Source organism: Bradyrhizobium sp. 149, assembly GCF_023073915.1.
In the GTDB taxonomy this organism is placed as follows: domain Bacteria; phylum Pseudomonadota; class Alphaproteobacteria; order Rhizobiales; family Xanthobacteraceae; genus Bradyrhizobium.
In genome coordinates this window covers 36,860-63,619 of the sequence record NZ_JADPKK010000009.1, presented here as the reverse complement: position 1 = coordinate 63,619, position 26,760 = coordinate 36,860, and the positions used below count along the sequence as shown (strand labels likewise).

The 26,760-nt window shown below is 64.8% G+C and carries 31 protein-coding genes; 14 read left to right on the top strand and 17 right to left on the bottom strand.

The annotated features are described in order from the left end of the window. Positions 1-123 precede the first annotated feature (123 nt). From IVA88_RS02770 to IVA88_RS02760, 3 genes are all read left to right on the top strand, one after another. The gene (locus IVA88_RS02770) at positions 124-1,368 is read left to right on the top strand and encodes an RES family NAD+ phosphorylase (protein WP_247495771.1); all 1,245 of its coding nucleotides are present in this window, start codon (positions 124-126) and stop codon (positions 1,366-1,368) included. Between the two features lie 359 nt (positions 1,369-1,727). Then, positions 1,728-2,375, top strand: coding sequence for a DUF5343 domain-containing protein (locus IVA88_RS02765; protein ID WP_247495770.1), 648 nt, complete (start codon positions 1,728-1,730; stop codon positions 2,373-2,375). Next, positions 2,365-2,946 (top strand): Swt1 family HEPN domain-containing protein, encoded by a 582-nt coding sequence (locus IVA88_RS02760; protein ID WP_247495769.1) that lies wholly within the window; start codon positions 2,365-2,367, stop codon positions 2,944-2,946. The genes IVA88_RS02765 and IVA88_RS02760 overlap by 11 nt, the downstream gene beginning before the upstream one ends. A 218-nt stretch (positions 2,947-3,164) precedes the next feature. On the opposite strand, the gene IVA88_RS02755 is transcribed toward IVA88_RS02760, so the two are convergent. Genes IVA88_RS02755 through IVA88_RS02740 form a run of 4 tightly spaced genes read right to left on the bottom strand, consistent with a single transcriptional unit; the run spans position 3,165 to position 5,546 of the window. Continuing rightward, the gene (locus IVA88_RS02755) at positions 3,165-3,464 is read right to left on the bottom strand and encodes a transcriptional regulator (protein WP_247495768.1); all 300 of its coding nucleotides are present in this window, start codon (positions 3,462-3,464) and stop codon (positions 3,165-3,167) included. Next, a complete protein-coding gene (locus tag IVA88_RS02750) occupies positions 3,464-4,015 on the bottom strand; it encodes a hypothetical protein (protein ID WP_247495767.1) in 552 nt (183 codons plus the stop codon). Before IVA88_RS02750 ends, IVA88_RS02755 begins: the two co-directional genes overlap by 1 nt. Next, entirely contained in the window at positions 4,012-4,533 is a 522-nt protein-coding gene (locus IVA88_RS02745) for a DUF2306 domain-containing protein (RefSeq protein ID WP_247495766.1), read from the bottom strand. Before IVA88_RS02745 ends, IVA88_RS02750 begins: the two co-directional genes overlap by 4 nt. A gap of 2 nt (positions 4,534-4,535) precedes the next feature. Beyond that, positions 4,536-5,546 carry an alpha/beta fold hydrolase gene (locus IVA88_RS02740; protein WP_247495765.1) on the bottom strand — a complete coding sequence of 337 codons (1,011 nt, stop codon included), beginning with the start codon at positions 5,544-5,546 and terminating at the stop codon, positions 4,536-4,538. A 137-nt stretch (positions 5,547-5,683) separates the two neighbouring features. Between IVA88_RS02740 and xseA the strand changes: the two genes are divergently transcribed. Then, on the top strand, positions 5,684-7,306 hold the full coding sequence (gene xseA, locus IVA88_RS02735; RefSeq protein WP_247495939.1) for an exodeoxyribonuclease VII large subunit: 1,623 nt from the start codon (positions 5,684-5,686) through the stop codon (positions 7,304-7,306). A gap of 289 nt (positions 7,307-7,595) precedes the next feature. Here the strand turns inward: xseA and IVA88_RS02730 are convergent, their stop codons facing one another. Together IVA88_RS02730 and IVA88_RS02725 are read right to left on the bottom strand one after the other, a co-directional pair. Beyond that, positions 7,596-7,748 (bottom strand): hypothetical protein, encoded by a 153-nt coding sequence (locus IVA88_RS02730; RefSeq protein ID WP_247495764.1) that lies wholly within the window; start codon positions 7,746-7,748, stop codon positions 7,596-7,598. Positions 7,749-7,950: 202 nt separating this feature from the next. Then, a complete protein-coding gene (locus tag IVA88_RS02725; RefSeq protein WP_247495763.1) occupies positions 7,951-8,775 on the bottom strand; it encodes a dienelactone hydrolase family protein in 825 nt (274 codons plus the stop codon). 176 nt (positions 8,776-8,951) lie between these two features. Between IVA88_RS02725 and IVA88_RS02720 the strand changes: the two genes are divergently transcribed. Continuing rightward, positions 8,952-9,179, top strand: a complete 228-nt coding sequence (locus tag IVA88_RS02720; protein ID WP_007596922.1) for a DUF2093 domain-containing protein — start codon at positions 8,952-8,954, stop codon at positions 9,177-9,179. A 16-nt stretch (positions 9,180-9,195) separates the two neighbouring features. Here the strand turns inward: IVA88_RS02720 and IVA88_RS32385 are convergent, their stop codons facing one another. The 7 genes from IVA88_RS32385 to IVA88_RS02690 form a co-directional block, all read right to left on the bottom strand. Further along, positions 9,196-9,324 (bottom strand): hypothetical protein, encoded by a 129-nt coding sequence (locus IVA88_RS32385; RefSeq protein WP_256466742.1) that lies wholly within the window; start codon positions 9,322-9,324, stop codon positions 9,196-9,198. A gap of 90 nt (positions 9,325-9,414) precedes the next feature. Further along, on the bottom strand, positions 9,415-10,431 hold the full coding sequence (gene lpxK, locus IVA88_RS02715; protein ID WP_247495762.1) for a tetraacyldisaccharide 4'-kinase: 1,017 nt from the start codon (positions 10,429-10,431) through the stop codon (positions 9,415-9,417). Next, positions 10,424-11,770 (bottom strand): 3-deoxy-D-manno-octulosonic acid transferase, encoded by a 1,347-nt coding sequence (locus IVA88_RS02710; RefSeq protein ID WP_247495761.1) that lies wholly within the window; start codon positions 11,768-11,770, stop codon positions 10,424-10,426. The genes lpxK and IVA88_RS02710 overlap by 8 nt, the downstream gene beginning before the upstream one ends. Then, complete coding sequence (locus tag IVA88_RS02705) at positions 11,733-12,446, bottom strand: lysophospholipid acyltransferase family protein (RefSeq protein WP_247495760.1); 714 nt, start codon at positions 12,444-12,446, stop codon at positions 11,733-11,735. The genes IVA88_RS02710 and IVA88_RS02705 overlap by 38 nt, the downstream gene beginning before the upstream one ends. Continuing rightward, positions 12,443-12,685: a DUF4170 domain-containing protein gene (locus IVA88_RS02700; RefSeq protein ID WP_091958722.1), complete on the bottom strand. Its 243-nt coding sequence runs from the start codon at positions 12,683-12,685 to the stop codon at positions 12,443-12,445. The genes IVA88_RS02705 and IVA88_RS02700 overlap by 4 nt, the downstream gene beginning before the upstream one ends. A 60-nt stretch (positions 12,686-12,745) precedes the next feature. Continuing rightward, a complete protein-coding gene (locus tag IVA88_RS02695; protein ID WP_247495759.1) occupies positions 12,746-13,564 on the bottom strand; it encodes a 3'(2'),5'-bisphosphate nucleotidase CysQ in 819 nt (272 codons plus the stop codon). Then, positions 13,551-14,954, bottom strand: coding sequence for a TldD/PmbA family protein (locus IVA88_RS02690; protein WP_247495758.1), 1,404 nt, complete (start codon positions 14,952-14,954; stop codon positions 13,551-13,553). Before IVA88_RS02690 ends, IVA88_RS02695 begins: the two co-directional genes overlap by 14 nt. A 264-nt stretch (positions 14,955-15,218) precedes the next feature. Between IVA88_RS02690 and IVA88_RS02685 the strand changes: the two genes are divergently transcribed. Then, positions 15,219-15,737, top strand: a complete 519-nt coding sequence (locus IVA88_RS02685; RefSeq protein ID WP_247495757.1) for a DUF6101 family protein — start codon at positions 15,219-15,221, stop codon at positions 15,735-15,737. Here IVA88_RS02685 and ubiA read toward each other — a convergent pair. Further along, positions 15,734-16,666 carry a 4-hydroxybenzoate octaprenyltransferase gene (gene ubiA, locus IVA88_RS02680; protein ID WP_247495756.1) on the bottom strand — a complete coding sequence of 311 codons (933 nt, stop codon included), beginning with the start codon at positions 16,664-16,666 and terminating at the stop codon, positions 15,734-15,736. The two genes, IVA88_RS02685 and ubiA, sit on opposite strands and share 4 nt — an antisense overlap. Further along, positions 16,663-17,322, bottom strand: a complete 660-nt coding sequence (locus tag IVA88_RS02675) for a hypothetical protein (protein ID WP_247495755.1) — start codon at positions 17,320-17,322, stop codon at positions 16,663-16,665. The genes ubiA and IVA88_RS02675 overlap by 4 nt, the downstream gene beginning before the upstream one ends. Before the next feature lie 209 nt (positions 17,323-17,531). On the opposite strand from IVA88_RS02675, the gene IVA88_RS02670 reads away from it, so the two are divergent. The 6 genes from IVA88_RS02670 to IVA88_RS02645 all read left to right on the top strand — a co-directional run bounded on the left by IVA88_RS02670 (position 17,532) and on the right by IVA88_RS02645 (position 23,477). Next, positions 17,532-18,284: a 16S rRNA (uracil(1498)-N(3))-methyltransferase gene (locus IVA88_RS02670; RefSeq protein ID WP_247495754.1), complete on the top strand. Its 753-nt coding sequence runs from the start codon at positions 17,532-17,534 to the stop codon at positions 18,282-18,284. 132 nt (positions 18,285-18,416) lie between these two features. After that, positions 18,417-19,565, top strand: coding sequence for an ATP phosphoribosyltransferase regulatory subunit (locus tag IVA88_RS02665; protein ID WP_247495753.1), 1,149 nt, complete (start codon positions 18,417-18,419; stop codon positions 19,563-19,565). 3 nt (positions 19,566-19,568) lie between these two features. Beyond that, complete coding sequence (gene hisG, locus IVA88_RS02660) at positions 19,569-20,546, top strand: ATP phosphoribosyltransferase (protein WP_247495752.1); 978 nt, start codon at positions 19,569-19,571, stop codon at positions 20,544-20,546. A gap of 87 nt (positions 20,547-20,633) precedes the next feature. Then, positions 20,634-21,680 carry a glycosyltransferase family 2 protein gene (locus tag IVA88_RS02655; RefSeq protein WP_247495751.1) on the top strand — a complete coding sequence of 349 codons (1,047 nt, stop codon included), beginning with the start codon at positions 20,634-20,636 and terminating at the stop codon, positions 21,678-21,680. Beyond that, a complete protein-coding gene (locus tag IVA88_RS02650; RefSeq protein ID WP_247495750.1) occupies positions 21,677-22,522 on the top strand; it encodes a ChbG/HpnK family deacetylase in 846 nt (281 codons plus the stop codon). The genes IVA88_RS02655 and IVA88_RS02650 overlap by 4 nt, the downstream gene beginning before the upstream one ends. 127 nt (positions 22,523-22,649) lie before the next feature. After that, entirely contained in the window at positions 22,650-23,477 is an 828-nt protein-coding gene (locus tag IVA88_RS02645) for a DUF2076 domain-containing protein (protein ID WP_247495749.1), read from the top strand. 70 nt (positions 23,478-23,547) lie between these two features. Here the strand turns inward: IVA88_RS02645 and IVA88_RS02640 are convergent, their stop codons facing one another. Next, complete coding sequence (locus IVA88_RS02640; RefSeq protein WP_247495748.1) at positions 23,548-24,348, bottom strand: L,D-transpeptidase; 801 nt, start codon at positions 24,346-24,348, stop codon at positions 23,548-23,550. 314 nt (positions 24,349-24,662) lie between these two features. Between IVA88_RS02640 and IVA88_RS02635 the strand changes: the two genes are divergently transcribed. Beyond that, positions 24,663-25,448 (top strand): protein phosphatase CheZ, encoded by a 786-nt coding sequence (locus IVA88_RS02635; RefSeq protein ID WP_247495747.1) that lies wholly within the window; start codon positions 24,663-24,665, stop codon positions 25,446-25,448. Positions 25,449-25,601: 153 nt separating this feature from the next. Here the strand turns inward: IVA88_RS02635 and IVA88_RS02630 are convergent, their stop codons facing one another. After that, the gene (locus tag IVA88_RS02630; protein WP_247495746.1) at positions 25,602-26,123 is read right to left on the bottom strand and encodes a hypothetical protein; all 522 of its coding nucleotides are present in this window, start codon (positions 26,121-26,123) and stop codon (positions 25,602-25,604) included. Positions 26,124-26,437: 314 nt separating this feature from the next. On the opposite strand from IVA88_RS02630, the gene IVA88_RS02625 reads away from it, so the two are divergent. Then, positions 26,438-26,734, top strand: a complete 297-nt coding sequence (locus IVA88_RS02625; protein WP_007596954.1) for a co-chaperone GroES — start codon at positions 26,438-26,440, stop codon at positions 26,732-26,734. Positions 26,735-26,760: the final 26 nt, after the last annotated feature.

The window sequence follows — 26,760 nt, the reverse complement described above, 5'->3', positions numbered from 1 at the left end:
CCTTGCCGGCGGGTTCTGTCGCATGGGCGGGTCGCGGCCGTTCCAACGTTCCGGTTGACGAGTCAGCTGCAAGCGCTTTTAAGCGCTAGATACCCCAATCCGCACCGGCACTGGCAGCAACGCATGTCTGACAAACCCGTCCACAAATTATACACGGGCTTCGATCCTGAGAACCTGGATACGGACGACGTAACGCTTTGTACGGAATGCGCCAAGCACCCAAGCCTGAAGCGTTGCGTCGAGCTGCACGCGATCGAGGGGCCGGTCTGTGGGATCTGCCAGGAGACCGGACATCCGTATAGGGCATGCGCGCCCGCGCGCAAGCGTGAGCTTACTAATCTGATCAAGGCGCTCATCCGGCTTTGCTACAATGAATATGAGTACAACCATCATTGGGGCGGCGACTACGGGCCGGAAAGCCTCTTGGTGAATCACAATCCGATCCTGGAGGATACTTCGTCCGCGACACGGACCCGGATTTCAGAGCGCACCCATGAATTCCTGTACGCGTTACTTTCGGCGGAGCCTTACCCTCCCGTCGAGGAAGGCATCTCCGTCTACGCCGGGCACGACGATGGCGTGAGGGGCATGAATTTTGCGCTGAAAGAAGTGACGAGCCCGATCCTGCGGTCTTATGTCGCCCGGCTAGCTAACCAGAATCATTTCGATATTGAGCCCGATCTTCTAGGTCTCATGGACGAGCTCTCCGACCGCATGACACGTGTCGTGTCTGTTGGCACCAGATTCTTTCGTGCGCGAATTGGCATTGATGCGCGATATGCCGATCACTCCGACTTTGGCTGGCGGCGCACGATCGTCCGGCAACCCTATCGCGGAACAGCGTTGAGCGCTCCGCCACCTCCGCGCGCTTCCGGGGGGAGGCTAAACCGCGCGGGCGTTTCCTTTCTGTATCTTGCTTCCGACGCCGCGACCGCAGCCGCCGAGGTCCGGCCGCATCCCGGACATTATCTTTCCATAGGTGAATTCGAATGCCAGCAAGACGTCAAGATCGCATCACTCGATGCCGATATCATGCAATACGCCGGGAACGAGCACGAGCTTGATCTATTTCACTTCCTTTACTCTGCGGACCAATTGATGGCCACGCCCGTGCTACCAGAGAAGACGGCGCGCTATTCGATCACCCAACTAATTGCGGATTGTCTCCGGCAGAAGGGCTTTGAGGGTGTATCCTTCCGAAGCAGTATCGGCGCCGGAAAAAATCTTTGCGTCTTCAAACCAGGATTGTTTGCGCCTGTGAAAGGCAGCGAGGTCGTTCAACGGGTGAAGTCACTGGCGTACGAACTGGTAGCGACTCCAATGATCCTTCGGCCCGATAAAACTGACCACTTCCGCCTGGACGACTAAGACTGGCAACCCGGCGAAGCCGGTTCACAGCGCTGCGTAAAATCTTGGAATCCTTTCAACTCTCGTGATCGTTGAAGAGGACCATGCGGTGTTGCCTGTAGCCCGTAGGATGGGTTGAGCCGTTGCGAAACCCATCACACTTGTTTCTCGAAGCGTCGGCGCCATCCGCGCTTCCTCGTCACTTGCAGTCGGATGACAGCCGCGATGACGGAGAGCCGGAATAGGAAAGCGATGGGTTTCGCAAGGGCTCAACCCATCCTGCGAACTATGCGCACAACTGTGGGTAACACGACAAGCTCTATTGCAATCCCAATTGCGAGCCTCAGGATGGAAGTTTCATCCCACGCTGCGAGGATTGCATGGCACCGCTGCCCTACGTCACCACGCCGGGAAATATCGACAAGGCTTTGTTGAATATTAAAACTGCAGCCACGCCGCAGAACGTCAATCAAGATTTCGTAAAGACAATCCTTAAGATCCCAGGCGGATCGGGTAATCAGATGGCGGCCTTCCTCCGGAAAGTTGGGTTCATCCGACCAGACGGCTCGCCTAGCGACATCTATACCCGCTTTCGCAACGATGCCACCGCGGGACGAGCCGCCGCGGAAGCTCTCAAGATCGGCTATGCGCCCTTAGCTGTGCGAAACGAGTATTGGTACGCGCTCGCCGACGACAAGCTCAGAGGCCTCATAGTCGAGGAGACCGGGAGCGCCAAAGACGCCTCAACGGTTGGGATGATCCTAGCCTGCATCAAAGCTATCCGGAAGCACGCCAACTTCGACGCGGCAGCCGAGCCAGAAATAGCTGTTGCGCCGGTTCTAGCTGTGCCAGCCCCTAAGCCCTACACAGACCCTCCGCAGCTTCCCCCACCTGGGGCCCAGACAGTTGGACTCCGCCTGGGTTACAACATCAACCTCAATTTGCCCGCGACATCAGACATCGCGGTCTTCAACGCGATCTTCAAGAGCCTGCGCGAAAACCTCCTGAAGGCAACCGATGAAAACTGAAGATTACGTTCGATCGTTCGGCATGTCCGGGATGATACTCACGGACGACCTGCGAACTATAGAGCACCAGTACAACATCGAACTCGGACACGTTCCTCCGGCGATCAAGCAAAGCGCCCTGGAGTACTATCCTCAGTTCGAAAAGGAAGTCCGGCAGCAGGCGTCGGCGATGGCTCAATACTACGAGCTGTTTTACTGCCTGGAGCAATCAGCTCGAAAACTGATTACTGAGACAATGGAGGAAGCCGAGGGCGCGGATTGGTGGGAGCAGAAAGTCCCCCAAGCCATCCGCGACTATGTCAAGAAGCTAATCCAAGATGAAATCGATATGGGCATGACCCAGCGCTCCGAGCGTGCGACCGACTACACAACGTTTGGCCAGCTCTTCGACATCATCGGAGCGAATTGGGCCCACTTCGAGCTGATATTCACAAGCCGACCGGCCGTCCAGCGCATCGTGAAGAACTTGAACATGCTGCGTGGCCCAATCGCCCACTGCTGCCCAATGTCCGAGGATGAAATCGACCGGTTAGTGCTGACTGTGAAGGACTGGTTCAGACTAATCGGCTGAAGCCAAGACGACCTCGAACTAGCTATCAGAAGGTTGCTACGGCACCGCGGCACTTATCGAACTTCTCTTGAATTACGGTGACGGTGCACAAAATTTCCTTCACGTTCGACAGTACCCGTGCGGAGAGACCACCCCACCCCGCTCGCGCTTCGCGCGATCGACTCGCCCCCGCCAGGCCCCTTCAGGGGAGGGTAAGAGTTCGCCCCAACTTCAGACTATCAGACCTGCCTCCCCGCAATAATCTCCTGCAGCGTCGCCACATGCCGCGCAAACGCACCGCGGCCCGCCGCCGTCGCGGTCACCGTGGTCTGCGGCTTCTTGCCGACGAAGGCTTTTTCCACCGACACATAACCCGCTTTGGCCAGCGTCTCGATATGCGCGCCGAGATTGCCGTCGGTCGCGCCGGTGAGCTTTTTCAGCCGGGCGAATTCGAGACCAGCCGACTGTGGCAGCGTGTTAAGCGCCGCCATGATCTTCAGCCGCAGCGGCTGATGGATGATGTCGTCGAGCTCGGCCATCAGGTCCGCCGCATCCAGAGGCCGCCGAGGGTCAGGCCCCCGCCGTTGACGGCGGCCATCCACAACAGAAGCGATATGCCGGGGATGAAGTAGTAGCCGATCAGTGTCAGCGCGACGATGGTGGCGCCGATGACGAGGAAGGCGCGGCCGAACCAGACGCCGGCCATCATGTAGAACAGCATGATGTAGATCGGCCAGAATGCGGTCTGCTGGCGCGGCGTGAACTGACCGAAATAGCAGCAGAAGATGCCGAAGGCGACCATCAGGAGAAATGTCAGGAGATAGCGGCCATCGAAGACGCGGATGCGGCTTCGGGATCGGTGGTAGTTGCCGATGAGGACGAAGCCGACGATCGACACGGCGTAGAGGCCGATCCAGAAATAGAGCCCGTAGCGCGGCCAGAGCCAGCCCGCGATGTTGCCGGCGAATGCGAGGAGGCCCCACATCAGCATAGCCAGGCTGGAGACCTGATAGATCAACGACTGCCGCACACGGCGCACGGTGTCGTCGATCTCGGCCAGCGCGTCCGAGGCCTGCTTGCTGTCGATCACGATGAACCTCCGCTCTGCCCTATCAACCCGGTGGACAGGGTTGGCCCATCCGGCGGAGGCTGATGCTTCCGGATCAGGCTATAGGCGATCGCCATTGTTACAAGGGACACAGCCAACGCCGTCAATGCGACCTGCTCCGAATTTTGCAGCGGCAGCAGTCGTGCCGCGATGTTGGTGCCGGCGGCCGAGACCGGAGACACGTAGGACCAGGCGATGAAGTTGTAGTGAGTCCTTCGCCAGTTCGACGGTTTCGGCGTGCGCAGGAGCGGAACGATCGCCAGCACGATCAAGGTGAAGTTCACGATCGCAGCGAGGTGAAACACGTTGAAATGGCCGGTGAACCGATAGACCAGCAGGGCTGCGGCATCGGAGAGGAGCATGGCATAAACGTAGAGATAGCCGCGCGCGCGATGGCCGGCACCGCGCTTGGGACGCAGAAACTGGACGAGGCCGGCAGCGAGGCACAGCATCGCCAACACCGCGTGGATGACGCCCGCGAGGGTCAGATGCGCAATCATGATCAGCTCCCGGCGGCCCCGCGCGTCGCCACATCGTCGGCGATGACCGAGATCGCCTTCGGGTTCGTGACGATGCCCATGTGGTTGATGCCGTCGATGATCTTGACGTCCACGGACGGCTTGATGGCCTGCACGGTCTCCGCATATTTGTCCGAGATCATCATCTCGTCCTCGGCGCCGCCGAAGATCGTGATCGGACGTGTCGTCGCCGGAAGATCGAGGCGATAGCCGCGCGTGCCGAAATTACGCGTCAGGCGGTCGGAATAGGTGGAGACGAGATACTTCGCCGAATTCTGCGGCACGGCCAAAGCGAGCACCGGGAGCTGCGCGCAGCAGTCGATGCCGAGCTTGCGCAGCGCGGCGAGAGCGAAGAAGCGCGGCAGGTCGAAACTGGCCCAGCCGCCGGCACGCGGCTTGTTGGTCGGCGCGTCATAGCCGAGATAGGGCGCCAGCAGCACCGTGCGCACGAACATGTCCTGCATGATCGGGGTCGCGGCGACGCGCAGCGAGAAGCCGGCACCGGCGGAATGGCCGATCAAAGTGAGCGGCAGATCCGGCGCGGTCTTGCGCACCTCGGCGACGAAATCGACGAGGTCGTCTTCGAGCTGGCCGACATAGCCGATGTCGCCGCGCGTGCCGGAGCCGCCATGGCCGCGGATGTCGAGCGCCCAGGTCTCCACCCCGCGCGAGGCGATCGCATGGGTCAGCGCGTGATTGACGGTGCCGCTGGAGCCGGAGGAGCCGTGGATGAAGATCGCGCCACGGCCCGTCGCGGCGCCATTCGGCGCATAGTGGCGGAAACCGATCCAGGTGCCGTCGCGGGCCTGAAAGCGCTCCAAGGCCGGCAGCGTGGACCAGTCGATGCCCTTGGCGGAGTCGGAGACCGATCGCATCTCCGGCGGCCGCTCCAGCGGCGTTGCGATCATCGCGGCTAGGATCAGCGCCACGCCGCCGGCCGCACACAGGGCCCATTTCAGCCCGTTCAAAACGCCGCGTAGCAGTCGGATTGCCATGATCAATTCCCCTCAAACCGGTCCAATATAGAGAACTCTATACTACAGAGTACTCTTTTGTTCAATCCCCGGATTGGCGCGGCGCTGCAAAAATCCTTAACGTCGGGTCCGATCCCCAAATGCCGAATCGTTTGCCGATGCCGCCCGCAGAGCCGCTGCTCAACACCCCCGAATTCACCGTTTCCGAGCTCTCGCAGTCCCTGAAACGGACGGTCGAGGACACCTACGGCCATGTCCGGGTCCGCGGCGAGATCTCCGGCTTTCGCGGCGCCCATTCCTCCGGCCATTGCTACTTCGCGCTCAAGGACGAGAGCGCCAAGATCGAGGCGGTGATCTGGAAGGGCGTGCACGGCCGCATGCGCTTCAAGCCCCAGGAGGGGCTCGAGGTCATCGCCACCGGCAAGCTCACGACCTATCCGGGCTCCTCGAAATACCAGATCGTGATCGAGGCGCTGGAGCCGGCCGGCATCGGCGCGCTGATGGCGCTGATGGAGGAGCGCAAGAGGAAGCTCGCCGCCGAAGGCCTGTTCGACGAAGCGCGCAAGCAGCTGCTGCCGTGGCTGCCCGAAGTGATCGGCGTCGTGACCTCGCCGACCGGCGCCGTGATCCGCGACATCCTGCACCGGCTGGAGGACCGCTTTCCCCGCCACGTGCTGGTTTGGCCGGTGAAAGTTCAGGGCGAAGGCTCTGCCGAGCAGGTCGCGGCCGCGATCCGCGGCTTCAATGCGCTGCCGGAGGGCGGCAAGATTCCGCGGCCCGACGTGCTGATCGTCGCGCGCGGCGGCGGCTCGCTGGAGGATCTGTGGTCATTCAACGAGGAGATCGTGGTCCGCGCCGCGGCCGAGAGCATGATCCCGCTGATCTCGGCCGTGGGGCACGAGACCGACATCACGCTGATCGATTTCGTCGCCGACAAGCGCGCGCCGACGCCGACGGCGGCGGCCGAAATGGCGGTGCCGGTGCGCAGCGATCTCTTTGTCGAGGTCGGCGATCTCGGGCGACGCACCCGCGCCTATTGGCAGCGCAGCCAGGAGAGCCGTCGCAGCGAGCTGCGTGCGGCCGCGCGCGCGCTGCCGGCGGCCGGGGACCTGCTGGCGATCCCGCGGCAACGGCTGGATTCGGCGGGCGCGTCCCTGCCCCGCTGCCTCAAGGCCAACACCCATGCGCATTTCCGCAGGTTCACCGCGGCGAGCGCCAAGCTGACGCTGCGGGTGCTGCACGGCCAGATTTCCCAAGCCGATCATCGCCTCACCGTCTGCGGCGAGCGGCTCGGCCTGTCCGCGCGCTCGCTGCTGCGGCGGCGACGCGACCGCTTTGCCGGGCTGGAGGTGCGCTTGCGTGCCTCAAAGCTCTCCAACGCGCAGGCGCAACGCAATGCGATTGCGCGCCAGCGCGAGCGCACGCATCGCCTTGCCGAGCGCGCGGGCCGCGCGCTTGTCACGCTGTTGCAGCGGCTGGATGCCCGCGTCGAGAACAGCGGCAAGCTGCTCTCCGCGCTGTCCTATCGCGGCGTGCTCGCGCGCGGCTTCGCCTTGGTGCGCGATGAAGCCGGCCATCCGCTGCATTCGGCCGACGCGATCGGTCCCGGCGCAAGGGTCGAGATCGAGTTTGCGGATGGCCGTGTCGGCGCGACCGCGGATGCGGATCGTGCAGCGCCGACGCCAAGGCGTGCGCCGGCGCAGCCGAAGCCGGCTGCGCAAGAGGCCAAGCCTGCGCCGAAGCGCGTGGGCAAGCCGGTGGATCAGGGCAATTTGTTTTAAGCGCGAGGGCGCTCAACATTCTCGCCGTCGTCCTGGCGAAAGCCAGGACCCATACCGCGGAATCTATCGGTTGCGCATGGTATCAGTCCCGAACAACCAGTCGTCGCCAAACAACTCCCTGGGGTAATGGGTCCTGGCTCCCCGTGCGCAATTGCGCACTAGGCCAGGACGACATCGGAGTTGGGTGCGCGCTCTCTCATCCTCGTCATTGCGAGCGCAGCGAAGCAATCCAGAGTCCCTCCGCGGAAAGATTCTGGATTGCTTCGCTCCGCTCGCAATGACGGAGTGCCTACCGGCAGGACAATCCCGCGTCGATCGTGGTCCAGAAGCCGCAATGTTCCGGCGCGCCGGCATGAGCTTCGAAAAGATGGGCTTCGAACAGGAAGACCGCGACGGTGAAGACGATCAGTGCGGAGGAGAACAGGACGAGGCGGTTGCGCATGGAAGATGCGTTTAATCGACATCGTGGTCGAATGATGGCGTCGTCGCGTGCTGAAACCGCCACGGCGTGCGATCCGTAGAGTCACGGTCGGCCATTCTCCGTGCAGGGCGGTGGTCGATGCGGGGCTGTCCGCTGTTGTTCCTTGGGGCGGCCCCGCCTTCGCTCTATCGAGCTACGGCGCGGCGAGCCCGCTCATTCCAGACTACCGCGCCAGCCACTCCGCGACCTGTTTCTGCGACTCCGCGCGCGCGACCGCATCGGTGCCGAGATGGCCGTGCTCGGGCGCGGCGGCATCAGGGCTGCCGGCAGCCGCGTGCAGCGGCGTGTTGGCACGGTCGAAATCGTGATAGGCGCCGGGATAGACCACGATGCGCGCGAGCGCGCTGCGGCCATGCGCGCCCTCGACCATCTGGCGGCAGGCCGGCGGCGACGACACGTCGTCGTTGGCGCCGATCAGCACCAAAGTCGGCACCCGCGTGCTCCACCCCAGGCCAGCGGAAATCCTGCAGTCCGGATAGAACGCGATCGCGGCGCGGAAATCGGGACCGACATCGCGCGCGGTGCTCTGCGGACGCACGGCCCAGAGTAGCGCGCTGGCGCCATTCGCCCAGCCCATCAGGCTGACGCGGTCGCGTGCAACCCAACTCTGCTTCATCAACCAGGCGCGCGAAGCCGCGATGTCGGCGACGCGCTCGCGCCGCGCCTTGACGTGGATGTCCTTGACACGGCATTGCGGCCCGAGCTCGCGCGAGCCGTAGCTGTCAGGGAGCAGCACGGCATTGCCGGATTTGAGCAGCCGCTCGGCCCAATCGCGATAGCGCGGCAGCACGGAATCGGGATGGCCAGCGAGGCCGCCGCAGCCGTGCAGCGCGATCACGGTCGGAAACGGACCCGCGCCCTCGGGCTTGTAGAGCTGCGCATGCAGCACGCCGGACGCCAGCGGAATCTCGACCGGCTGCGGCGCCGGCGAGCCGTGCGCGGCCGACATCAGGAACGTCAGGAACAGGGCGGTTAACGGAAGGCGCATCGGACACTGCCGTAAAATCCTTCGCCCAAGCACTATCACGCGGGAACGGCGCCAAAACATCACAAACCGGTGGGTTTACCGGGCGGACAAGCCACCCTATCTATGCTACATCCCGTCCAACATATCGTGCCCTCCAGGTTCTTCCACGGAGCGGCCTTCCACGGAGACTTTCGACCGTGCTGAACAAGTTCGGCCCCTCGGGCCATGGCGAAGCGCAGGTGCAATATCTCGACGGCGACTTCCGCGTGATCTCGCCGGGGACCTTCGTGCGTTGCGCGATCACCGATACGCGCATCCCGCTCGACGAGTTGAAATACTGGAGCGTGGACCTGCAGGAAGCCTACGCCACGCCCGCCGCCGTGCTCGAGCGGCATTACCCGGGCGCGCCCAAGCCGCAAGCCTGAGGCCGCGGGCGCGTTTTTATCGCTGCTCCGCGCCATCCGCGCCCACGCAGGTTTTGATGAAACTCTTCCTGGTCTCGCCCACGATCTTCTGATCGATCGCCTGCTTCAGGCAATTTAGGCTGGCGGCGGCGGACGGCAACTTCATCGGATTCTCCCGAGCGTCTGAAAACGATAGGAGCTTGCGATGAATGGCGCCTGAATATCCTCGTCGCCCTGACGAGGACGACAGTGGGTTTCAGCGGCTTGAAAAGCGCCGCTCGCGCGCCTTGTAGAGATGGTCGCTGATCAATTGCCGGAGCGCAGCCGGGTCATCGAACTCGAGCTGGACGGCGAAAGGCACGATGCCATCGGGCACGCCGTCGCGGCCGTGCAGGCGTGCGAGATCCTTTTCCGTCGTCACCAGGGTTTGCTGCTCGCGCTGCGCCTCCGCGACGAGGGTTGCGATCTCGTCGCTTGAAAACATGTGATGATCGGCGAAGGCGCGCGTGCGCGCGACCTCAACGCCGCTGGCACGCAGGGTGCGGAAGAATCGTTCGGGATCGCCGATGCCGGCGAACGCGAACACCGGCTTGCCCAACAATCTTGCGACCGACCCGGCGTCCGGCTTCAGCCGCGCGCGCAGCTCCGGCTTGTTGCGCTTGGCAAGCTCGGACGCGACATCGTTGGCGGCGCGGCCGCCGCCGATCAGCACCAGCGCGTCGGTGCGCGCGAGCTGCGCTTTGAGCGGCGCGCGCAGGGGGCCGGCCGGAAACACCTTGCCATTGCCAAGGCCGCGCTCGCTGTCGATCACGATCAGCGAAGCGTCCTTCAAGAGACCCGGGTTCTGGAAACCGTCATCCATCAGGATCACGGTCGCGCCTTGTGACTTCGCCAACGCGACGCCGTCGAGGCGGTCGCGCGCAACCGTGACAGGGACGTCGCGCGCCATCATCAGCGGCTCGTCGCCGATGTCGGACGCGGTGTGACGCATCCGGTCGACCATGACCGGGCCCTTGAGGCTGCCGCCATAGCCGCGGCTGAGCACCACCGGCGTCTCGCCGAGCTCGCGCAAGAGCTTCATCAGCGCCAGCACGGTCGGCGTCTTGCCGGCGCCGCCGACATGGTAATTGCCGACGCAGATCACGGGGATGCCGGCGTCGACGCCTTGGCGCAGCATACGCCGTTCGGTAATCGCGCCATAGAGCATGGCCAGCGGCGATAACGCGAGCGACTTGAGCGAACGTGGCCGGTACCAGAAGGCCGGCTCACGCATTGGCGGCCCCCATCTCGATCCGCAGCTGCAAAAGATAAGGCTCGAGCGCGGCCATGGTGCGATTGAGCGCGCCGCCGAGATCCTCGACCACGTCGGCAGCCGACCGCTGCATCTTGTTGCGCACGGTGGGATCGGCGAGCAGCTGCCCGAGTTGCTTGATCAGCAGCTCCTGCGTCTCGGCCTGGCGCGCGCCGCCGCTGTGATCGAGCGCCTCGTAGACATCGGCGAAATTGAAAACGTGCGGACCATGGACGATGGCCGCGCCGAGCTTGATCGCCTCGATCGGATTCTGGCCGCCATGGCGGATCAGCGATCCCCCCATGAACACGATGTCCGAGAGGCGGTAGAACAGGCCGAGCTCGCCCATGGTGTCGGCGACATAAACGTCTGTGGTCGCCGTCGGCAGTTCGTCGCGCGAGCGCAGGGCCGGCTTCAGGCCGGACGCCGTGATCAGGCCTGCGATCGAGGAGCCGCGATCGGGATGGCGCGGCACGATCACGGTCAGGAGCTGCGGGAAGAAACCAGCGAGGCTGCGATGCGCCGTCACCAGCATCTCCTCCTCGCCCGGATGGGTCGAGGCCGCGACGATGATCGGACGCCCGCGCGTCATCGCCATCAGCCGTTCGAGCTTGGCGGGATCGGCCGGCGGCGCGGGAACGTCGAGCTTGAGATTGCCCGTGGTGACGACGTCGCGGCCGCCGAGCGTCGAGAACCGTTCGGCATCGGTTTTCGACTGCGCCAGACAAATGTCGAACCGCGACAGCAGCGCCGAGATGGTGCCGTGCATGCGGCGCCAGCGCGGGAACGAGCGCGGCGACATCCGCCCGTTGATCAGCACCATCGGCACGCGGCGCGCGGCGCCCGCCAGGATCAGGTTCGGCCAGAGGTCGGATTCGATGAACAGCGCCAGCGACGGCTTCCAATGGTCGAGAAAGCGCGCGACATAACGCGGGGAATCATACGGCACGTATTGATGGATGACATCGGGCGGAAAGCGCTTTGCCACGATGGCAGCCGACGTGACGGTGCCCGAGGTGAGCAGAATGCGCAGGTTCAGATCGCGCAAGCGCTCGATCAGCGCCGCCGCGGCGAGGACCTCGCCGACGCTGGCGCCGTGAATCCAGACCAGCGGACCGTGCGGCCGCACGTCCCGGGACAGGCCCCGCCGTTCGCCCACGCGCGCGGGATCTTCCTTGCCCTGCTTCAGCCGACGCTTGATCAGCGCGGGCGCAAGCGGCACCAGGCCACGAGCCAGGCGCCGATACATCCGCAGCGTCATCGGCAGCGAGCCGGGCGGCGATTTAGGCATCTGCAGGTCCCGGGCGGCGGAGTTGCGCATAGGCGCGGCGGGTGGCCTCGTTCAAGGTCTCTTCCAGCTCGAGCCGCAGCACTTCCATGGCGGCGGCGTCCGCATCCGGCGGAACGTGGATTTCCTTGATGCCGACCAATGCGCCCCGCCCGAACGGCAGGTTGATGGTGGTGCGGTCCCAGTTCTTGAGCCGGACGAAGCGGCTGGTCGCCATCGCAAAAGGCATGATCGGCCGTCCCGATTCCCGTGCGAGCATGATGATGCCGAGCCCGGCCACGCGCGAGCGCTTGGGGACGTCGGCGGTCAGCGCGACATTACAACCGTCCTCGAGCGTTCGCACCATTTCCTTGAAGGCGCCGACCCCACCCTTGCGGTGAAAAGCGCTGCCATGGTCGCCGGACCCGCGGATGGTGCCGATGCCGAGCCGCTCGGCGGCAATCGCGTTGAACTCGCCGTCGCGGTGCCGGGAGATCAGGACCCTGGCCTTGTACCAGTCCTTGTTCTTGATGAAAGGCGTGAGGAAATGCTGGCCGTGCCAGAAGGCGAAGATCGCCGGGATCTGCGGCTCGACGCGGTCATAGACGTCAGGCGGATCGAACGTGAATTTGTTGGTCCGCCAGACCAGACGCAGATACTCGGCCGCCAGGGTTCCGACGGCACGCTGGACGAAGCTGCTTCTCAGCGCATTGCGAAGCAGCTTTTTCAACGCGCCGGTTCTTGATTCGGGTCGAGCAGCCGATGGAGATGGACGATGAAATAGCGCATCTGCGCGTTGTCGACCGTGCTCTGCGCCTTGGCGCGCCAGGCGGCGTGGGCCGTCGCATAGTTCGGATAGAGGCCGACGACCTCGACATCGTCGAGGTTCTTGAAGGTGTTGTGCTCGAGGTCGACGAGCTCGCCGCCGATGACGAGATGGAGCAGTTGTTGCGGGGCACTATCTGGCATGAGTTCTGTTCCTAACGGGCTGCCCGGCAAAGCAGTATTCGACAAGCACGAGAAAGCGCTTCACGGCAAGGGGCGGTTTCGAAAATGCGCGACAATGTTCGCATGACGATCACGACCCGCTGCCACCAGCACCCCGTGCGTGACTTCCCGGCGGTTATAGAGGATGGGATCTCCGGAGAGGTCGCTCATCCTACCATCCGCTTCCTGCACGATCAAATCGGCCGCCGCAAGGTCCCAATCATGACTGTTGCCGCCGGCAAAAGCCGCGTCCAGCGCGCCATGGGCGACCCGGCAGAGCCGCAGCGCAAGCGAACCGATTCGGGGATGCAGCTTGATCTCGCCCAGTGAAGGCTTCAGGCGCTCAACCAGGGGCTTCGGGCCCGCGACACGCGAGAAGTCGAGCTCGGATCCAGCCGTCGCCCGCACCGGCCCATCGTTGAGGGTCGTGCCCCGGCCACGGGCGGCGAAGAAGAACTCGTCGCTGGTCGGCGCGAACACCGCGGCCAGCAAGGGCGAGGCATCCTCGACCAGCGCCACACTGACGCACCAGTCATGATGACCGTTGAGATAGTTGCGGGTGCCGTCGATGGGATCGACGATCCAGGTCAGCCGCCGCGACAGCCGCACCTCGTCGTCGGCGCTCTCCTCCGACAGCCAGCCATAGTCGGGCGTCGCCGCGCGCAGGCGCGCTTCCAGAAGATCGTTGACGGCAATGTCGGCTTCCGAGACCGGCGAGGACGCGCCCTTGGTCCACTTCTTCAGCTCGGTGCGGAACATCGACTGCGCCAGTGCGCCCGCCTCCCGCACTGTGTCTTGCAGCAACGCCGCATCGCGCGTCAGGATGCTTTCGCCAGTTGAGTTCGCGTCAGCGTCCGCCAAGCGTCAAACCCTCGATGCGCACCGTCGGCGCATTGACGCCATAGCGGAACTCGAGATTGTTCGCCGGCTGCATCGACTTGAAGATTTCGAAGAGATGGCCGGCGATCGTCACCTCGCTCACGGGATAAGTGAGTTCGCCGTTCTCGATCCAGAAGCCGGAGGCGCCGCGGCTGTAATCGCCGGTGACGCCGTTGACGCCGGAGCCGATCAAATCGGTGACGTAGAACCCCTGCTTGATGTCGGCGATCAACTCGGCCGGCGTCGGCGTGCCGGGTTCGAGATGCAGATTGTAGGGTCCGGGCGACGGCGAGGAGGAGACGCCGCGATGGGCGTGGCCGGTTGTGGTGAGGCCGAGTTCACGCGCGGTGGCGCAGTCGAGCAGCCAGGTCGTCAGCACGCCTTCGTCGATCAGCGCGATCTTCTTCACGGCAACGCCCTCGGCGTCAAACGTCTGCGAGCGCAGGCCGCGCTTGCGCAGGGGATCGTCGATGATGCGGATGTTCTTGGCGAACAGCTGCTGGCCGAGCTTATCCTTCAGGAAGCTGGTCTTGCGCGCGATCGACGCGCCGTTGATGGCGCCGACGAGGTGACCGACCAGGGAGCCCGCGACGCGCGGATCGAACACCACAGGCACCTTGCAGGTTTCCACCTTGCGCGGATTGGCGCGCGCAACCGTGCGCTCGCCCGCGGAACGGCCGACGATCTCCGGCGACAAGAGGTCCGCACCATGCGGCGCCGAGGTGAAGTCGTAGTCGCGCTCCATGCCGGTGCCGTCGCCGACAATGGCGGTGGCCGAGATGCCCTGACTGGAGCGCAGATAAGAGCCGTGGAAGCCGGTGCTGGTGACGAGCACCATGCCGCCCATGCCGGCGGAGGCCGACGCGCCGCCGGATTTGGTCACGCCCTTGACGCTGAGCGCGGCGGCCTCGGCTTCGAGCGCGCGGCGCTCGAGCTCCGAGGTCGCGGGCACGTCAGGGTCGAGCAGATCGAGATCGGGGAAGTCGCGCGCGAGCAGCGCGGGATCGGCAAGGCCGACATATTTGTCGTCGGGCGCGACGCGTGCCATCGCAACCGCACGCTCGGCAAGCTTGGTCACGGCATCGCCGCTGGCGTCGTTGGTCGAGACCACCGCCTGGCGCTGGCCGACCAGCACACGCAGGCCGACATCGTCACCCTCCGAACGTTCGGATTCCTCGACGCGGCCGTCGCGCACCTCGACGCCTTGCGAGACGCCGCGCACCGCGACCGCATCGGCCGCATCCGCGCCGGCGCGCCTCGCAGCCTCCACCAGCCGCTGCGCGAGATCGGAGAGCGCAGACTGGTCGAGCAGGTCGCGACCGGCTGTGGACGAATCCTTGGGCGAAAGCGTCGAGCTTGGTGAAGGGTTCACAAACGAAATCCTGTTGGGGCGGGGTTCGGGACTGGAACCCACAGATGTGCCCTGATAGCGCGGACTTCAAGCATTTTCAGCCCACCAAAAGCTCAGATTCGCACCTTGTGCGCAACGTCTCGTCAATCATGCGCGCCAAGGTCTTGTCAATCATGCGCGGCGGTGAGGTTGGATTAACCAGCCTTTTTAAGCGGTTTCGGAAAGGCCCGCGCTAAGGTCCTCGCATCGACCGGGAACATAATCCCGGCGGGGAGAACCAAAGCCGTGAGGCGTCAAACAGCAACAAGCGGGGTCACTCCCGCCGGGTCGAGCCGCAGCCTGCGGCTCGACCCCCTTTCCCTTCCGGTCCGCTTCGATGCGCATGATCCGCGCGCCGACGGATATGTCCGGCAGATCGAGCTTCATCGCGAACGCGTCGTGCTGCGGCGTGCCGTGCGCGGCATGCGGATGGCGATCAACGTCCGCGTCAGCGACTTCACCGGCGTCGCGCTGCGCGGCAACGACGAGGCTCAGAGCCTCGTGCTCGTGCACCGCGATCCCTCGCTCTCCGTTCCGCTGCTGGTCAGCGCCGATGGCGACGAACTCGTTGAGGCCTGGGCGGTCTGGAGCGAGCTGTTCGCGCTTCCGCAGCTCGACGAAGGCGCACGCAAGCCCGCACCGCGCCGCCGTCGCGCCAACGCGATCCGCGACCGCCGTCCGAAATTTCTGATGCGCCGCCGCACCGGTGTCGCACGCGAGTTGTCGGTGCATCGCGATGAGCGCGAGATCATCGCGCGCGATTAAGCAGCCCGCATCACCGCGTCGGCCAGCAAACCCGCAAACAACAGAAATCCCGCATCGCGGTTCGAATAGAACAGGCGCCTGCAGAGTTCGCCGTCGCTGATATTCAGCCGCGCGATCTGCGAGGCCAGATGCACGGCGAAGGCCGCGAGTCCGAGCCAGGCCGGCCAGCGCGCGTCGCCTGACGCCAGCGCCACGCCGATCAGCACCACCGCAAGGCCGTAGAACAGGATCAGCGCCTGATGGGTATGGGCGCCGAACAGGCGCGCGGTGGACTTGATGCCGATCAGCGCGTCGTCCTCGGCGTCCTGATGCGCGTAGATCGTGTCGTAGCCGATCACCCATGAAATCGCGCCGGCATAGAGCACGAGCGCGGTGAGGTCGATGCGCCCGAAGGTGACGGCAAATCCCATCAGGGCGCCCCACGAGAACGCGAGCCCGAGCACGATCTGCGGCCACCAGGTGATGCGCTTCATGAACGGGTAGATCGCGACGATCAGCAGCGAGGCGATGCCGGTCAGGATCGCGAAGCGGTTGAACTGCAGCAACACCACGAGCCCGATCAGCGCCTGCGCGACCATAAACGCCAGCGCCTGCTTCGCGCTCACTTGCCCCGAAGGCAGCGGCCGCGAGCGGGTGCGCTCGACCTTGTCGTCGAGATCGCGGTCGGTGATGTCGTTCCAGGTACAGCCTGCCCCCCGCATGACGAAGGCGCCGATGAAGAACAGGACGATGGTGAGCGGCAGGCCGCGAACGTCGTGGACCATGCCGGCTGCGAGCGCTGCCGACCACCAGCACGGCATCAACAGGAGCCAGGAGCCGATCGGACGATCGAAGCGGGACAAGCGCAGATAAGGCCGCGCCCATTGCGGCGCGCGCGTATCGACCCAGTTGCCGGTAGAATCGGCAACGCGGGCGGATGTGTCGTTCATCGGGTCAGGACGTTGCCGTTGAGTGTGTCGAAGGTGCTGCCGCCCTTCTTGCCGGCATTGGCCTCGGGTGCCGAGCCCGAACCCAGCACCTCGCTCAGCGACGGACCGGCCGGACCGCGCGGCTGGTTCTGCATCTGCTGCGCGACGTTGCAGACCTTCGCCGTCATGGCCTCGGTGTTCTTGTGGCCGTCCTTCATCTGCGCGCCGACCTGCGCCGGGATCCCGCACTTCGAGGCGTTGGCCTCGATGTACTTGATCATCTTGGTCTCAGCCTGGCTGAAATTGCGGATCAGCTTGCAGGCCTCGTCCGGCGGGGCGTGACGGTCGCTCGCAGCCTTGATCAGCTTGCCGCGCTTTTCAGCTTCCTCACGCAGAGGCATGAACGCCTTCATGCAGTCCTCGCCGGGACCGCCTTGCGTCGGCGGGGCCGCGCTGAAAGCGCCGGCGCCACCGACGGGCGCGGCGCCGTTCACGGGGAAGGAGGATTGCGGCGCGCCGCCGACGGAGGCGACGGGCGCCGAGCCGTTCACGGGCGGGAATGCAGAACTGGTTGGGGCCTGCCCGGGCAGCGGCGCGGGGAAACCCTGCGCATAGGCATTAGCGGCCCCCATCGTGATCATGGCGGCAGTGATCGGAACCATCAAATGACGGATCATCAGGCAGTCTCTCCGGCAGGAGCTTGCGGGGCTCGGCGTCTTCCCAATTGAAGCGCAACCAGCGTGCTCGCGATTTTACGATTCCCGCCGGCCCTTAACAACCCGTTGAATAGGGCAAGAGCGCGGCGCGCCGACGCACCATTTTGGCAATATTTACCCGGAAACTACTGCTTTCGGTTAAGAACGGCGGCAAATTGGACCCCTGAACGATGCCCTCCCACGATTTTCGCGGCCCCCGCCTGTTCGTCGACGCCCCCCTTGCCCAGGACGGCAGGGTCGAGCTTGACCGCGACCAGAGCAACTATCTCGGCAATGTGCTGCGGCTTGCCGCCGGGGCGGAGGTTTTGGCGTTCAACGGCCGCGACGGCGAATGGCAGACCGCCATTGAAGGCCGCAAGCGGCCGGACGGCCTGGTCATCCTCCAGCAGACCCGGCCGCAGGACCGGCTGCCCGACCTCGCTTACGTCTTCGCCCCGCTCAAGCATGCCCGGCTCGACTACATGGTGCAGAAGGCGATTGAGATGGGCGCCGCCACCCTTCAGCCGGTGCTGACCCGGTTCACCCAGGCCTCCCGCGTCAATACCGAGCGGATGCGCGCCAATGTCGTCGAAGCCGCCGAGCAATGCGGCATTCTCAGCATCGCCACCGTTGCCGAGCCGGCGCCGCTGGAGCGCTTCCTGAACCAGCGCGCCGCCGGCAGGCTGCTGATCTTCTGCGACGAGGCGGCGGAGGTCGAAAGCCCCATTCAGAGCCTGCAAGGCGCACACGCGGCGGAAGGCATCGACGTGCTGATCGGCCCTGAAGGCGGCTTTGCCGAGGAAGAGCGGGCGCTGCTGCTGCGGCAGCCGAAAATCCTGCGGCTGGCGCTGGGACCCCGGATCATGCGGGCCGACACGGCCGCGGTGGCCGCGCTGGCGCTGGTGCAGGCGGTGCTGGGCGATTGGGGTGGCAAGACGGCTTGATCCCGGTGTTGGCCGGCCGTTAAGCGATTGATCCTTTGGAGGTCGAAACCGCTTCCGGGCCATGCTAAGGCCTGCGGCAATTCGCTTCCCTTCCTTGCCCTGCCCGGTTCCACCGGGACGATGGACCCCGAGATGACCGCGACTGCCACCTCAAATGCTGCCGGCTCCGCCTGGGCGGATACGCTGCTGCTGTCGTTCGCGCAGGCCGGCTATGTCAGGGCCGAGCCCGCCATCCTGCAACCGGCCGAGCCGTTCCTGGACCTCTCCGGCGAGGACATCCGCAAGAGCCTGTACCTGACCACGGACCTGTCCGGCGAGGAACTCTGCCTGCGTCCGGACCTGACCATTCCGGTGGCGCGCGATTACCTCGCCTCTGGTCGTGCCGGCCAGCCGGCCGGATTCAGCTATCTCGGTCCGGTGTTCCGCTACCGCAGCGGCCAGACCAGCGAATTCCTGCAAGCCGGCATCGAATCGTTCGGCCGCCAGGACCGCGCCGCCGCAGATGCCGAGATGCTGGCGCTCGCGCTGGAGGCGACCGCCGCCTTCGGCGTCCGCGACGTCGAGATCCGCACCGGCGACGTGGCGCTGTTCAACGCCCTGCTCGACGCGCTCGACCTCTATCCGGTCTGGCGCCGCCGCCTGGTCAAGGATTTCAACCGCAAGATCAGCCTGGACCAGGACCTGGAGCGGCTGGCCGCCGCGACCACCGCGACCCGCAGCGAATATGAGGGCGTGCTCGCGGCGCTCGCCGGCTCCGACCGCAAGGCGGCACTCGCTTTCGTCACCGATCTGATGTCGATCGCCGGCACCACCAATGTCGGCGGCCGCACCACGGCCGAGATTGCCGACCGCTTCCTCGAGCAGTCGACGTTGAAGGGCGGCGCACTGCCGCGCGAGGCCATCGCCGTGCTCAAGCGCTTCCTATCGATATCAGGTAATCCCGACGACGCCGTCGCCGAGCTGCGCGCCCTGACCCATGAGGCAAGGCTCGACCTCAGTGCTGCGATCGACCAGTTCGAAAGCCGGGTCGGCTTCATGGCGGCGCGCGGCATCGACGTGAAGGGGACACGCTTTTCAACTGCGTTCGGGCGCGGGCTCGACTACTACACCGGCTTCGAATTCGAGCTGCACCACAGGGGCAATGGCGCCGAGCCGCTGGTTGCGGGTGGCCGCTATGACGGACTTATGACCCAGCTTGGATCGGCCGAGCCGATCCCCGCGGTCGGTTTCTCGGTCTGGGTGGATGCGCTGACCCGGATCGGCCGCAAGGTGGGAGCTTAAGTCATGAGCGCGCCGTTCGTTCTGGCCGTTCCCTCCAAGGGCCGCCTTCAGGAAAACACCGAAGCCTTTTTCGCCCGCGCCGGGCTCAAGCTGTCGAAGGCGGGCGGCGCGCGCGACTATCGCGGCACGCTCGCAGGCCTCGACAATGTCGAGGTCGCCTATCTCTCGGCGAGCGAAATCGCTTCGCAACTGTCTCGCGGCCTGGCGCATCTCGGCGTCACCGGAGAGGATCTGGTGCGCGAGACCATCGCGGACGCCGACAAGCGCGTCTCCCTGATCGAAGGCCTCGGCTTCGGCTATGCCGATGTGGTCGTCGCAGTGCCGCAGGCGTGGATCGACGTCCGCACCATGGCCGACCTCGACGACGTCACCACCGGCTTCCGCGAGCAGCATCACATGCGGATGCGGGTCGCGACCAAGTTCATCAATCTCACCCGCGCCTTCTTCCAGAGCCACGGCATCACCGATTACCGCATCGTCGAAAGCACAGGCGCGACCGAAGGCGCGCCTGCCGCCGGCAGCGCCGAGTTGATCGTGGACATCACCACGACCGGCGCGACGCTCGCCGCCAACGGATTGCGGGTGCTCGACGACGGCGTGATCCTGCGCAGCCAGGCCAACCTGGTCGCCTCAAGGGACGCCGATTGGTCGCCGCAGGCGCGAGAGACCGCGCGAATCATCCTCGATCACATCGCCGCGCGGGCACGGGCCAACAAATACCGCGAGGTCCGCACCCGCTTCCGCCAGTGCGACGCGGCCATGCTCGCCGAGGCCCACGAGCGCTTCGGCGTCGAAGCCCCTTTCGGCGGGCCGACCTCGTCAGGCATGCTCACGCTGCACTGCCCCTCCGGTCAGCTCTATGCGCTCGCAAGCTTCCTGCGCGCGCATGGCGCCGAGACGGTCTCGGTGGTTTCGCTGGATTACGTGTTCGACCGGGAGAACCCGCTGTTCGCAAAGCTCGAGGCGTTCCTGCGGCAGTGAGCCTCAGGTCCGTTCAGCATAGCGACAGCAAACGGCAGCTACCATATGCTGTTGAGATGACCTCGCACGCCTCTGGAACCTTGATCGATGACGCTGGGCTCTGACGTTTCCGGCATGACGACCACCGCGGCGGGCGTCGCCGCGAAGGGACTGTCGATCGTTGTCCCCCTCTACAACGAAGCGGCGGGCCTCGCCGCCTTGCACCAGCGCATCTGCGATCTCGCAAAGACGTTGCGGCAGCGCTATCGCTTGCCTTGCGAGGTCGTCTATGTGGACGACGGCAGCGCGGACGCGACGCTATCGATCGCTCGCTCGCTGCCGGCCGAGGCGGTCGACGTCCAGGTCGTCTCGCTGTCGCGCAATTTCGGCAAGGAGGCCGCGCTGATGGCCGGCCTCGACCATGCCCGGCTTGGCGCGGTGCTGTTCATGGACGGCGACGGCCAGCATCCGCCGTCACTGGTCGAGCGACTGGTGCGGCACTGGATCGAGGACGGTTACGACGTCGTCTATACCGCCAAGGCGCATCGCGACAACGAGCCCTTCCTGCGGCGGCTCGCCGGACGCGGCTTCTACGCGCTGATCAATTGGGGCGCGCGCCAGAAAATCCCGGCGGACGCCGGCGATTTCCGCCTGCTGTCACCGCGCGCAGTCGCGGCACTCAGGCAGCTGCCGGAGCGCAACCGCTTCTTCAAAGGCCTGGCGAGCTGGATCGGCTTCCGCCAGATCCGTGTCGATTACGAGCCCGCGCCGCGCACCCATGGCGTGACCACCTTCAGTGCCGCGCGTCTGCTTGGTCTTTCAATCGAAGGCGTGACCTCGTTCTCGGTGGCGCCGCTGCGCTTTGCCAGCCTGCTCGGCGTGATCCTCGCCGGCGGAGCGTTCCTGTTCGGCCTGTCGATCCTCTGGGAGGTCTTGACCACGGGCAAGCAGGTGCCCGGCTATCCCTCGCTCGTGATCGGCCTGATGACGATCGGCGGCGTGCAGCTCATCATGATCGGCATCGTCGGCGAATATATCGGCAAGATCCTCTCCGAGCTGAAGGCGCGCCCGATCTACTTCGTCGCCGAGCACAGCGAAAAGCATTTCGAGTCCGACAAGGCTGGCGACGCCTCGAAGCGGACGGCGGCCGAATGAGCGTCGCCGCGCCGCCGCCGCGGATCTGGCTCTGCGCCGACGATTACGGCATCAGCCCGGGCGTCAATCGCGCCATCCGCGACCTGATCGAGCGCGGCCGTCTCAATGCCACCTCGGTGATGATGGTGGGACCTGCGATCGAGCGCAGCGAGATCGAGGCACTTCAGACGGCAGCGCAAGCGAGCCCGCGCTGCGCGATCGGATTGCACGTGACATTGTCGGCGCCGTTCCGGCCGCTCACCATGCATTTCCGTCCGCTCGACGGCGACATGTTTCTCCCGTTTCCAAAGCTGCTGCGCGCCGGCCTTGCGCGAAGGCTCGACCGCGAATTCTTTCGCAACGAGGTCAAGGCGCAGCTGGCGGCTTTCGCGAAAGCGTTCGGCCGCGCGCCCGACTTCGTCGACGGCCATCAGCATGTGCAGCTCTATCCGCAGGTGCGCGACGGATTTGTCGACGCCGTCGCCGAAGCCGCGCCAAAAGCCTGGGTGCGCCAGGGCGGCCGCGACCTGCCGCTGATGCAGCGGCTGGCCTCACCAAAAGCGCTGGTGCTCGATATCCTCAGCGCGCAATTCCGCCGCCGTGCCGCCAGCGCGGGCCTCAGCTTCAATCCCGGCTTCGCCGGCGCCTATGATTTCACGCAAGCGGCCGATTTCGGTGCATTGATGCGGCAATTCATTGGAGGCCTGCCGGATGGCGGCCTCATCATGTGTCATCCCGGCTTCGTCGACGACATCCTCACCGGCCTCGACCCGATGACGGATGTCCGCGAGCGCGAACACGCTTATCTCGCCAGTGAAGCCTTTGCGCGCCTGCTGACGGACAGCGGCGTCACGCTGGGATGAAATCGGCGAAAAGCTGACCCTGCTAGGCAGCTTGTCGCATACCGAAATTTAATCCAGCCGGCACTGTTGGGGCCACAATGGAACCCTACATCTGCCTCGCGCTTGTTTTGCGCGAGGGAGACAGACCATGACGCCGCAGGAACGCCAACTTGTCGACGAGCTTTTCGACCGGCTTTCGAAGCTGGAAAACGCACCGCGCGATCCCGACGCGATCGCCGCGATTTCAGACGGCCTGCGCAAGGCGCCCGGCGCGATTTATGCGCTGGTGCAGACCGTCCTGCTGCAGGACGAAGCGCTGAAGCGCGCCCATGACCGCATCCAGGAGCTGGAGGCGGGGCAGGCACCCGAGCAGGCCCAGTCCGGCGGTTTCCTGGATACCATGCGCGACACGCTGTTCGGCGGGAGTCCTTCGCGCGGCTCGGTTCCTAACGTGCCGCCGCGCGACTCGCGCCCGGTCTGGAACAGCGGCCAGGCGATGCAGCAGGGCCAACCGGGATATGGCCAGCCGCCTTACGGGCAGGCTTACGGCCAAGGCCCAAATCAAGGTCCAGGTCAGGGCTATGGTGCCCCGCCGGTCGGCGGTGGCGGCGGCTCGTTCCTCGGCACGGCGGCGGCAGCCGCAGCCGGCGTCGTCGGCGGCTCGCTGCTGCTCTCCAGCATTCGCGGCATGATGGGCGGATCGCACCAGCAGGCCTTCGGCGACACCAACGCACTGGGCGACCGCAGCCCCTGGAGCGGTAGCGACCAGTCCGGCGGATCGCTCGCACGCGATGCCGGCCTCGACGATATCGGCTCGAACCGCGATCGTGGCGATGCTTCCCGCCAAGGCTTCGCCGACCACGCCTCGAACGACGACCAGAATTACAACGATCAGAACGACAATGACGATCCAGTAGACCTGGCCGACGACAGCGACTTCGGCGGCGGAGACGATGGCGGCAGCGATTACGCGTGAGGCTTCTTGTCTTGCTCCAAACGACAACGGCCGCCGATGAGGCGGCCGTTTCAGTTTCGAGCGCGATGCCCTACATCACCACGACCTTGGTGCCGACATTGACGCGGCCGTAGAGATCGATGACGTCCTCGTTGCGCATGCGGATGCAGCCGGAGGAGACGTTGGTGCCGATGGTCCAAGGCTCGTTGGAGCCGTGGATGCGGTAGAGCGTCGAGCCGAGATACATCGCGCGCGCGCCAAGCGGGTTTTCCGGGCCGCCCTCCATGTGCCTGGGCAGGTCGGGGCGGCGCGCGATCATTTCGGCCGGCGGCGTCCAGGCCGGCCATTCGCGCTTGGCCGTGATCGACTTCACACCGGACCAGGTGAAGCCGGGACGTCCGACGCCAATGCCGTAGCGCATCGCGCGGCCGTTGCCCTCGACGAGATAGAGGAACTTGTTCGGCGTATCGACCACGATCGTGCCGGCGCTTTCGTTGCCGCTATAGTCAACGAGTTGTTTCTCGAATCTCGGATCGAACTGACGCTGTCGCGGGTCGACCGGCTCCTGCTGGAGACCTGCGCCCTGCATCTGCGGCTCGCCCATCGGCGGCAGGCGGCGCTGGTCGTAATAGCCCGGCTGCTGCTGGTACACCGGCTGCTGCGGCGCGTAGGCCGGACCGCGGCCGGGCCCATCGCCGAACATGAACTCGATGAAGCCGCCGCCCATGTTCGAATTGGAGGCGACGCGCACCGGCGCTGGCGGCACCTGCGGCTGGTAGAGCACCGTGGGCGGATCGTTCGGCACGCTGTTATCGAAGGCGCCGGCGCTGTTGGCGCCGGCAATGAAGGTGCAAGCGCTGCCAAGCAGCGCGACAGACATTTTCTTGAACATCGACGTACTCTGTACTGTTTCGTCTAGATCACATGCGTCGTGGAAGCTGGTGGCTGATCCGCACCCCGCGACGTGGTCAATAAAGAGCAAAAGCCGTTTTGTTTGGTAAACGGAAACGGCGTTTCGATTCACCACGTCGTCGGCAGCGGTGCAATTTGGCGATCAGCGTTTATTTTCGATGAACGCCGCGCACGCATGGTTAATCGCCCGTTTGCACGCCGTCGCGCGCGGCCGCGCGACAGTTCCTGCTGTGAACTTCGTGTTAAATCGCTTCTGCCTACAAAGACGCGTGAGTGAGGTGGGGGGAGTTCTTGATGGCTATTCACCGCAAACGTTTTCGTGTCGAAGAGGCTATTGTCGGCGAAATGCCCAGCCCCGAAATGATTGAGGAGGCTGCGCCGATGCATAGCGAGATCATGGCCGAGTTGCGTGCGATCCGTGCACAGATGGCGAAGGGCACTGTGCCCGTGCCGTTGTCCGGCAGCGCTGCCATGGCGGCGATCGATGCCTCCACCGCCCACGAGCTCTCCGAAGCTCGTACCATGCTCGATACGTACCGGGCGCAGATCGAGCAGTGCGAGAAGCTGAAGGTCGAGCTCGACCTCATCCACGACGCCATCGACCGCACCAAGCGCGAGATCGCGACGCTGCACGGCAAGAGCTTTGACGGCGGCGAAATGGCCAAGGTCAATGGCGAGCTCGGCGCGGTCGTCGGCGGCACCGAACAGGCGACCCAGCAGATCCTCGAAGCCGCCGAGTCGATCGACCAGGCGGCTAGCGCGATGGCCAAGGTGCAATCGGCCGATCAGCAGAAGCGGCTCGCCGACGATATCCAGGAACGCGTCATCTCGATTTTCGAAGCCTGCAACTTCCAGGACCTGACCGGCCAGCGAATCAGCAAGGTCATGAGCACGATGAAATTCATCGAGCAGCACATCAATTCCATGATGGAGATCTGGGGCGGCGTCGACGCGATCAAGTCCCATGTGCCCGCGCCGGCCGACACCCGCAGCGAGGACGAAAAACTCCTCAATGGCCCGAAGCTCGCCGGCGACGTCGGCCACGCCTCGCAGGACGACATCGACGCGCTGTTCGACTGAGCGGACGCGACACTACGAAAACAAAACGCCGGCGCGAGCCGGCGTTTTTTTGTTTTTGGACGTCATTGCGAGCGAAGCGAAGCAATCCAGACTGTCGCCGAGGAAATTGCTTCGCTTCGCTCGCAATGACGAGCGGTTAGAGCGTGGGCCGCCCTACGCCCTCGGCGCGCAGCGGACGTAGACCATGTTGCCGTAGCGGGTGGCGGCGTCCTTGTCGATGAAGCGGGTGATGAGGACGCGGCCGTCGAAGGAGACGATCTCGCGGTCCTGCTCGCCGGGCGTCGGCCCCGCCGGCCCGATATAGTTCTTGCCGCTGGGCGAGCCCTTCAGCCGCAGCTCCTGCGGTGTCGCCTGGTCCGCCAGATGCATGATGACGCCGCCGGAGGCGCCGGCCGTGATCACGTAAGGATTTTTGCACTGGGCCCGGGCGGCAGCCTCGGTCCGGGCGCGGTCGGCCGGGTTCTGGAACGAGGCGAGACCCCAGCGCCCGACGATCTCGTCGGCGCGGATCGACGCGGGCATTTCCGGACCGGCGCCGGGCTCGGCCTCGGGGGGCGGCGAGGACGAAGAAAAGGACGGCAGGCTCATGCCGCCGCCGCAAGCGCCCAGCAGCAGCGCGAGGCAAGAGGCTGCCGCCAGATTGGCGACCGTGCGCGCGTGAGCTGAACTGATCATGGCATTCCCCCGAGCAAGACCATGGCCGCACCCCTTCCGCAGCCAAGCGCAAAACCGCTGCCGGAGCAATGACGTCCTTTAATACGTCGGCGCCCCGAACAAGTTTCCAATGTCACCATCCTATATCCGTCTCACCAATCGCTTAACCACCTTTGCTTGACAGGATCGCGGCCAAGCCATATTCCCGGGCGGACCATTAGCACTCCGAAAGACGGATTGCTAACGCGCGCCGTTCGATCCTCGGGCAGGGTGGACGGAAGCGCCGCCCCGCCCACTTCCACTACTTCCGAAGCGAGCCTCCAAAGGGAAACGTCATGACTAAATCCAAATTTCGTCCGCTGCATGACCGTGTCGTGGTCAAACGTATCGACGCCGAGTCAAAGACCAAGGGCGGCATCATCATTCCGGACACAGCCAAGGAAAAGCCCTCCCAGGGCGAAGTCGTCGCCGTCGGCCCCGGTGGCCGCGACGAGGCCGGCAAGCTGATCCCGATCGACCTCAAGGTCGGCGACCGTGTGCTGTTCGGCAAGTGGTCGGGCACCGAGGTCAAGATCGACAACGATGAGCTCCTGATCATGAAGGAGTCGGACATCATGGGCGTGATGGCCTAAGGCCAGACGCCTGAACGGCCGCTGAA